This is a genomic window from Actinomadura geliboluensis, assembly GCF_005889745.1.
Taxonomy (GTDB): domain Bacteria; phylum Actinomycetota; class Actinomycetes; order Streptosporangiales; family Streptosporangiaceae; genus Spirillospora; species Spirillospora geliboluensis.
In genome coordinates this window covers 1-7600 of record NZ_VCKZ01000417.1, presented here as the reverse complement: position 1 = coordinate 7600, position 7600 = coordinate 1, and the positions used below count along the sequence as shown (strand labels likewise).

General features: G+C 75.1%; 4 protein-coding genes. 1 reads left to right on the top strand and 3 read right to left on the bottom strand.

The annotated features are described in order from the left end of the window. On the bottom strand, positions 1 to 873 hold an 873-nt coding region (locus tag ETD96_RS47765; RefSeq protein WP_138641163.1), incomplete at its 3' end, for an FAD-binding oxidoreductase. Positions 874 to 957: 84 nt separating this feature from the next. On the opposite strand from ETD96_RS47765, the gene ETD96_RS36985 reads away from it, so the two are divergent. Then, positions 958 to 4206: an ATP-binding protein gene (locus tag ETD96_RS36985; RefSeq protein ID WP_138641162.1), complete on the top strand. Its 3249-nt coding sequence runs from the start codon at positions 958 to 960 to the stop codon at positions 4204 to 4206. A gap of 7 nt (positions 4207 to 4213) precedes the next feature. On the opposite strand, the gene ETD96_RS36980 is transcribed toward ETD96_RS36985, so the two are convergent. Beyond that, positions 4214 to 5128 carry a formylglycine-generating enzyme family protein gene (locus ETD96_RS36980; RefSeq protein WP_138641161.1) on the bottom strand — a complete coding sequence of 305 codons (915 nt, stop codon included), beginning with the start codon at positions 5126 to 5128 and terminating at the stop codon, positions 4214 to 4216. 81 nt (positions 5129 to 5209) lie between these two features. Next, a partial coding sequence (locus tag ETD96_RS36975; RefSeq protein ID WP_338072647.1) for a family 20 glycosylhydrolase occupies positions 5210 to 7600 on the bottom strand: 2391 nt, incomplete at its 5' end.

Here is a 7600-nt window from a genome sequence, read left to right as displayed (position 1 = left end):
CTCCGTCACCGCCGGCGGCAGGACGGCGCGGGTGTCGGCGAGGCGCCCGGGGATCTTCTCCAGCGGGCGCAGCAGGGCCTCGGCGTCGCCGCCCGCGCCGAGGAAGGTCGCGTCGACCGCGACCATCGGGTCCGCGCCGGGGAAGTGCAGGAGTTCGTACCAGGCGCTCAGCTCGTCCGGTGCGGTCGCGGTGACGTCGCGGTAGGCGTCCAGGACGGCGGGGGCGTGCGCGCCGGGCCACAGCATCCGGCCGCCGTACAGGTGCGGTGCCGGGTGCAGGTCGAACTCGATGGCGGTGACGATGGCGAAGTCGCCGCCACCGCCGCGCAGGGCCCAGAACAGGTCGGGGTCGTCGTCGGCGGTGACGCGGGCGCGCTCCCCGGTCGCGTCGACGACGTCGAAGGCGCGGACGGAGGCGGCGGCGAAGCCGTGCTTGCGGCCGAACCAGCTGAGGCCGCCGCCGAGGGTGTAGCCGGTGACGGTGACGACCGGGCTGCTGCCGGCCAGGCCGGTGAGGCCGTGCGGGCTCGCCGCCTCCAGGACGCGGCCCCACGGGACGCCCGCGCCGGCGCGGGCGGTCCGGCGGGCCGGGTCGATGTGCAGTTCGTCAAGGCGGGCGGTGCGCAGCAGGATCACCTCGCCGGTGTTGCCGGCGGCGCCGTGGCCGCTCGGCTGGGTCGCGATGGTCAGCCCGGCCCGCCGGGCGTACCGGACCAGCGCGGCGACGTCGTCGGCGCCGGCGGCCTCGACCACCGCCCGGACGGGCTGGTCGACGGCGAGGTTCCAGGCGCGCCGCGCCCGCTCGAACCCGTCCTCGCCCGCCGCCGTCACCGTGCCGGTCACCACGGCCTGCAGTTCGTCCCCGATGCTCATCGTTCGTCCTTCCGTCGGTGCGATGGCCTCACTTTCGCGTCCGGGGATTGGGATCGAGCTGGGGTCGGATTGAGGTGCCGTAATGTGAGCTTTCGGGTGTTCTGGGGGAGGGCTGTGGGGGCGCTGGAGATCCGGCTGTTCGGCCCGCTCGCCGTGGCCGACGGTGAGCGGGGAGTCCTCGACCTGGGGACGCGCAAGCAGCGCGCGCTGGTGGCGATGCTCGCGCTCGAACCCGGCCGGGTGGTGTCGCTGGACCGGCTGATCGACGAGCTGTGGGCCGGGGAGCCGCCCGCCGGAGCGACCCCCACCCTGCGCGCCTACATCGCGCACCTGCGGAAGGTGCTGGAGCCGGACCGGCCGCCGCGCACCCCGCCCCGCGTCCTGCTGACCCGCGAACCGGGCTACCTGCTCGCGGTCCCGCCCGAGCGGGTCGACCTGTGGCGGTTCACCGCCCTGGCGGACGAGGGACGGGCGGCACTGTCGCGCGGCGCCCACCGGGAGGCCGTCGAGATCCTGGACAGGGCCTTCGACTTGTGGCGCGGCGATCCCGTGGGCGAGTTCGCCGACCAGGAGTTCGCCCAGCCCGTCGTCAGCCGGTTGGCAGAGGCGCGCGCCGCCGCACTGGAGGACCGCTTCGACGCCCGCCTCGCGCTCGGGGAGGCCGCCTCCCTGATCCCCGGGCTGGAGGCGCTCGTCGAGGACGGGCCGTACCGGGAGCGCGCCTGGTCCCTGCTCGTGCTGGCGCTCTACCGGGCCGGGCGGCAGGCCGACGCGCTCGCCGCGCTGCGCCGCGTCCGGACGCGGCTCGCCGACGACCTCGGCCTCGCCCCTGGGCCCGAGCTGCGGGAACTGGAGCGGGCCGTGTTCGACCAGGCGCCGGAGCTGCGCCGTCCCGCACCGCCCGCCGCGGACGCGCGCGAGGACTCGCTCGTCGCCCGGTCCGCGCAGTTGGTGCGTGTCGCGGCGGTGCTGGACGAGACGGGACGCGGCCGGGGCGGTGCCGTCCTGATCAGCGGTGAGGCCGGGATCGGCAAGACCCGGCTCGCCCGCGCCGCCGCCGACCTGGCCGGGGCGCGCGGCTTCCGCGTCGCCTGGGGCCGCTGCGTGGACGGCACCGCACCGGCCTTCTGGCCATGGACACAGATCCTCCGCGACGCGGGGGCGGGCGCCGAGACCCTCTCCGCCCCGGAACCCGGCCAGGACCCCGGCGACGCGCTGTTCCGGCTGTACGAGCGGGTCGTGGACGCGCTGACCGGCGGAGAAGCGCCGCTGGCGATCGTCCTGGACGACCTGCACTGGGCGGACGCGTCCTCGCTCCGGCTGCTGCGCTTCGTCGCGGAGTCGGCGGCGCGGCACCGGCTGCTCGTCCTCGTCACGTGCCGTCCGGAACCCGGCGACCATCCCGGTGACCTCCGCGACGCGCTTGCGGTGCTGGCGCGGTCCGGGGAGCGCATGGAACTGCCTCCGTTCACCGCCGGGGACGTGGCGTCCTACCTGCGCGCCCAGAAGATCACCGAGGAGCCGGGCCTGGTCGCCGCGCTCCACGGCAGGACGGGCGGCAACCCCTTCTACCTGGAGGAAGTCCTGCGGCTGCGCGGCGGCGGGGGCGACCTGTCGGCGGTGCCGGCCGGGGTGGGGATCGTGATCGAGCGGCGCGCCGCCCGGCTGCCGGCGGAGACCCGCGCGATGCTCGGGGCCGCCGCCGTCGCCGGCCGGGACGTCGGCGTCGGGCTGCTGGAGGCCGTGGCGGACGCGACGGCCGCCGAGGTCATGGCGGCGCTGGAGCCGGCCGTCGCGGCGGGGCTGCTGGTCGAGCCGCCGTCCGGGCCCGACTACCGGTTCTCGCACGCCCTCGTCCAGGAGGCGCTCTACGCCGGGCTCGACCGGTTGGAGCGGTCGCGGCTGCACCTGCGCGCCGGGGAGGCGCTGGAGCCCGTCCTGCCGGACGCCGAGTCCGCGACCCTGGCGCACCACTTCGTGCAGGCGCGCGCGCTCGGCGGCGCGGACAAGGCCGTGAAGTACGCATCGCGCGCGGCCGGGCACGCGTCAGGCCAGCTCGCCTACACCGAGGCCGCCGACTTCTGGGCGATGGCACTCCAAGCCCTCCCGCACGGGCGGGACGACGAGCGCGCGCGGCTGCTCACCGAACTCGGGCAGGCGCTCCGCAGCGCCGGGAAGCCGCAGGACGCGCGCCGCGCCTGGGAGCAGGCGATCGACCTCGCCCGCAAGACCGGCGACCGGGACACGCTGATCGCGGCCGTCACGGCGATCGGCGGACCGTCCCTGTGGAACTGGCGCCCCTACGGCGTGGTCGACGCCGCCATGGTCACCGCCATCGAAGACCTCCTAGACGGCCCGCTCCCCGACGCCGCCCGCGCCGAGCTCCTCGGCGCCCTCGCCCTGGAGCTGCACTACGGCCCGCGCAGCGCCGAAGGCGAGCGGCACGCCGCCGCGGCCGTCGGCATCGCCCGCGAGACCGGCGAGCCGCCGCTGCTGGCCCGTGCGATGAACAACTACCTGCTCGCCGCGTTCCGGCCCGGCCGCAACGCCGCGCGCCGCGCGGTGGCCGCCGAGCTGGCGGAGCTGCCCGGCCTGCCCGCGAGCGGCGAGGTGATGGCGCGGGTCTTCCTGATGTCCTGCCTGCTGCGCGACGGCGACCTGCCCGGCTGGGACCGGGAGCTGGCCCGGTGCGAGGCGCTGCTGAGCGCGGCTCCGGGGCCCCAGCTGGAGTCGATGGTCCGCATCGCGCAGACCGCGCGCAGCACCCTCGACGCGCGCTGGGACGACGCCGAGGACCTGCTCGCCCGGTACGGCGACATGCGGTTCGGGTCGACGGTCTGGGGCAGCGCCTTCCGCCGCCTCGTCGCGACGTTCACCTGCCGCCGCGCTCAGGGCCGCGTCCCGGAGATCCTGGACGAGCTGGTGACCGCCGCCGCCGAGCCGCACCTCGTCCCGCTGCGGCCCGTCGCCGTCCTCGCGGCCGTGGAGGCGGACCGTCCCGCACTGGCCCGCGAGCTGATCGGCCGGTGGGGGACGGACGTCCCCGACGACTGGGTGGCCGACTTCCTCCTCCCGGTCTGGGGCCTGGTCGCCGCCCGCCTCGGCACCCCCGACCCCCGCGACCTCTACGAGCGCCTCACCCCGTACGCCGATCAGTTCGTCGTGGCGGGTATGGGCACGTGCTGCTGGGGCTCGACCCGGCTCGTCCTGGCGGAACTGGCCCGGACCCTCGGCGACGAGGACGCCGCCCGCGCGCACGCCCGCGCGGCCCAGCAGGTGCACCGGCGCCTCGGCCTCACCTACTGGGAGTCCCAGAGCGGCGCGTATCTCTAGAGGTGCGTCAGGCGTCGGCGGCGCAGCGGAAGCCGGTGTTGCCGGTGCTGGAGTCGGGGGTGTTGGCGGTGCGGGCGGCGACGCGGTACCGGTTGCAGTAGGAGTCGTGGCACAGGTACGAGCCGCCGCGCATCGCGCGCGCGTCACCGGACGGGGTGAACGGGTCGGCGCACCATTCCCACACGTTGCCGACGGTGTTGTAGAGCCCGTAGGCGTTCGGCTCGAACGAGTCGACGGCGACGGGTCCGGGACGCCCGTCGTGCTGGTCGGGGAAGGCACCCCGCCAGATGTTGCACCGGACCTCGCCGTCCGGGGCGAGCTCGTCGCCCCAGGGGTAGGTGGCCTGGTCGAGGCCGCCGCGTGCCGCGTACTCCCATTCGGCCTCGGTCGGCAGGCGCTTCCCGGCCCAGGCGGCGTACGCGGACGCGTCGTTCCAGGAGACGTGGACGACCGGATGCGCCGGGCGGTCGCCGATGTCGCTGCCGGGCCCTTCGGGACGGTTCCACGTGGCGCCTTCGATGGCCCGCCACCATGGCGTCCCGGCCGGTGACGGGGCCGCGTCCGCCGCCTCGGGGCTCAGCAGGCCCTTGAAGACGTAGGACCAGCCGAAGTGCTCGGCCTCCGTCCGGTAGCCGGTGGCGTCGACGAACCGGGCGAACTCGGCGTTGGTGACGGTGTGCGGGTCGATCCGGAACGGGCCGACGTGCACGTGCCGGACGGGTCCCTCCCCGTCGTAGGGGTTGGCTTTGGCGTCCTCGCTGCCCATCCGGAAGGTGCCGCCCGGGAGGACGATCATCTGCGTGGGCGCCGGGGCGGACGGGCGCGGGACGGCGAGCTGCGGCAGCGCCGCCGCCTCCCGCGCGGCGCCGGGTGAGGCGGCGCGGGAGGCGGCGCAGCAGGCCGGGAGGTCGTTGGGGGTCATGGCTCCAGGTCTGGCGTGCGCGGGGACGGGGCCGGGCGACGGTCCCCCGTCCCCGCGCACTGGTCTAGGAGACGGTCAGGGTCAGGAGACGGTCAGGGTCAGCGGCGCTTCCACGGGCGCCTGGCCGGACGACGGCCGGATCGTGAGGGTCGCGGTGTAGGTGCCGGGCGCGTCGAACGTCCGGTCGGAGACGGCGGTGAACGTGGCGTTGCCCCGCATGTCCGGGATGCTGGCGGCGCGGGACGTGGTGAGCGTGACGTCCTCCTCGACGCCGTCGCTCCAGCGGACGGTGCCGGTGAGCGTTCCGGCGGCGGGCGCGGTGACCGTCCAGGTCGCACCGGCCGGCGTGCCCGCCGGGACGGTCCGGTCGGCGCCGAGCGCGGCCGCCGGCCACGGCACGTCGGAGGTCGGGAAGAAGTTGACGCCCTGGAGCGTCAGCCGCCCGCCGACCGCGGCCAGCCGCCCGGTGAAGTCGGTGTAGGCCCGCTTGGCCTGCGGCGTCCACCCGACCTCGGCGGTGGCGACGAGGCGCGGGTAGCTGTAGTACTGCGCCTGCGGGAGCCGCCGGATGAACTCGCCCCACAGCGCCGACTCGACGCCGAGCACGCTCTCCTCGGAGATGCCGGGGATGTAGGTGCCGGGGTCCCAGCCGTAGTGCCGGTCGAGGCCGCACGGCCCGCCGCACGCCCAGGTGCCGCCCTGCGGCTGCCGGGAGTCCTGCTTCTGCGGGACGTAGGTGTTGCCCGCCGGGGACAGGATGACCTTGGCGCCCCTGGACGTGACCGCGTTGGCGACGGCGTTCCGGTTGCCGTTCCAGAACTGGACGACCGCGTTGCCCTGCGGCAGCGACGTCCCGGCGGTCTCGTTCCAGCCGACGACCGTCTTGCCGAGCGAGTCCACCTGGCCGGTGAAGGCGTCCACCATCGTCGTGTAGTCGGCGTGGCTGGTGCTGTGCGACTCGTCCCCGCCGATGTGCAGGTACGGGCCGGGCGTCAGCTCCGCGATCTGGGTGAGGACCTGCTTCGTGAACTCGTACGTCGCCGGGTTCGCGGCGTCGAAGGACGAGTAGCCGACGTTCGGGGTGCCGTTCGCCGGGACGGTCGTCTCGCCGGGCTTCAGCGCGGGCTTGGACCCGGCGCTGTTCAGCTGCGGGATCGCGTGCAGCGCGGCGTTGGTGTGGCCGGGCATGTCGATCTCGGGCACGACGGTCATGCCGCTCGCCCCCGCGTACCGGACGATCTCGCGGTAGTCGGCCTTCGTGTAGAAGCCGGCCACGCCGAGTTCGGTGCCCATCTGCTGGCCGCCGTCGTTGTACGTCATGGCGGTGCGGCCGGACACGGAGGTCAGCTTCGGATAGTCGATCCCGGACGGGTTCTCCGCCGGGGCGTCGAGCGCGATCCGCCAGCCCTGGTCGTCGCTCAGGTGCAGGTGCAGCCGGTTGATCTTGAACTGGGCGGCGGCGTCGATGTACTTCTTGACCTCGTCCACCGGGTAGAAGCTGCGGGCGACGTCGAGCATCATGCCGCGGTGCGCGAACCGCGGGTAGTCGGTGATCTCGACCTGCGGCACCGTCCAGTCCGCGCGGACCTTCGCGGGCGACTCGACCCACTGCGGGAAGAGCTGCCGCAGGGTCTGGACGCCGTTGAGCGCGCCGTTCGCGGTGGACGCCTCGATGGTGACCTTCGCCGGGTTCGCCTTGAGGGCGTAGCCCTCCGGCCGCCCGGACGGCCCGAGCCCGGAGCCGACTCTGACGACGATCTGCCCGCGCCCCTTCCGCGCGGTCACGACCGGCAGCTTGTAGCCGGTGGACGGCCGCAGCACCTTCGCCAGGTAAGAGGCGGGCGCCTGCGCGCCGTCCCCGATCGCGGCGATGGACGCGGCCGGGTCGAGCCGGTAGCCGGGCCCGTCGGCCTCGGCGAGGGAGACGGGCTTCGGCACGAGCCCGAGCGACCGCGGGGCGGGACGGTCCCAGATCTGGAACTCAGAGATCGAGTAGCCGTAGGACGCCCAGCGCTGGAAGCCCTGCATCCGGACGAACTTCGCGGTAGCCCCGACGTCGATCGTGTCGGTGCGGGGGCAGGTGTCGCGCTGCGACCGGGTCACGGTCGTCCAGGCGACGCCGTCGGCGGACGTCTGCAGCGCGAAGTCGCGGGCGCACGCGTTCGGCCAGACGAGGGTGACGTGGTCGATCTTCGCGGCGGTGGCCAGTTCGACCTGCACCCAGTTGTCGTCGGCGTACTTCGACGACCACCGGGTGCCGGTGTCGCCGTCGTTGACCTGGGACGCCGCGAAGGAGTCCCGGTCGAGTTCGACGCTGGACGCGGTCGCCGTCCCGGCCAGTGCCAGGTTGACGGGGTCGGCGTCCGGCGTCTCGGCCGAGGCGGCGAGCGGGGAAAGGGCGGTGAGGGTGAGGGCGGCCGCGGCGGCGGCCGCCAGGGTGCGCTTACGTCGAATGGGGGGACGGGGCATGGG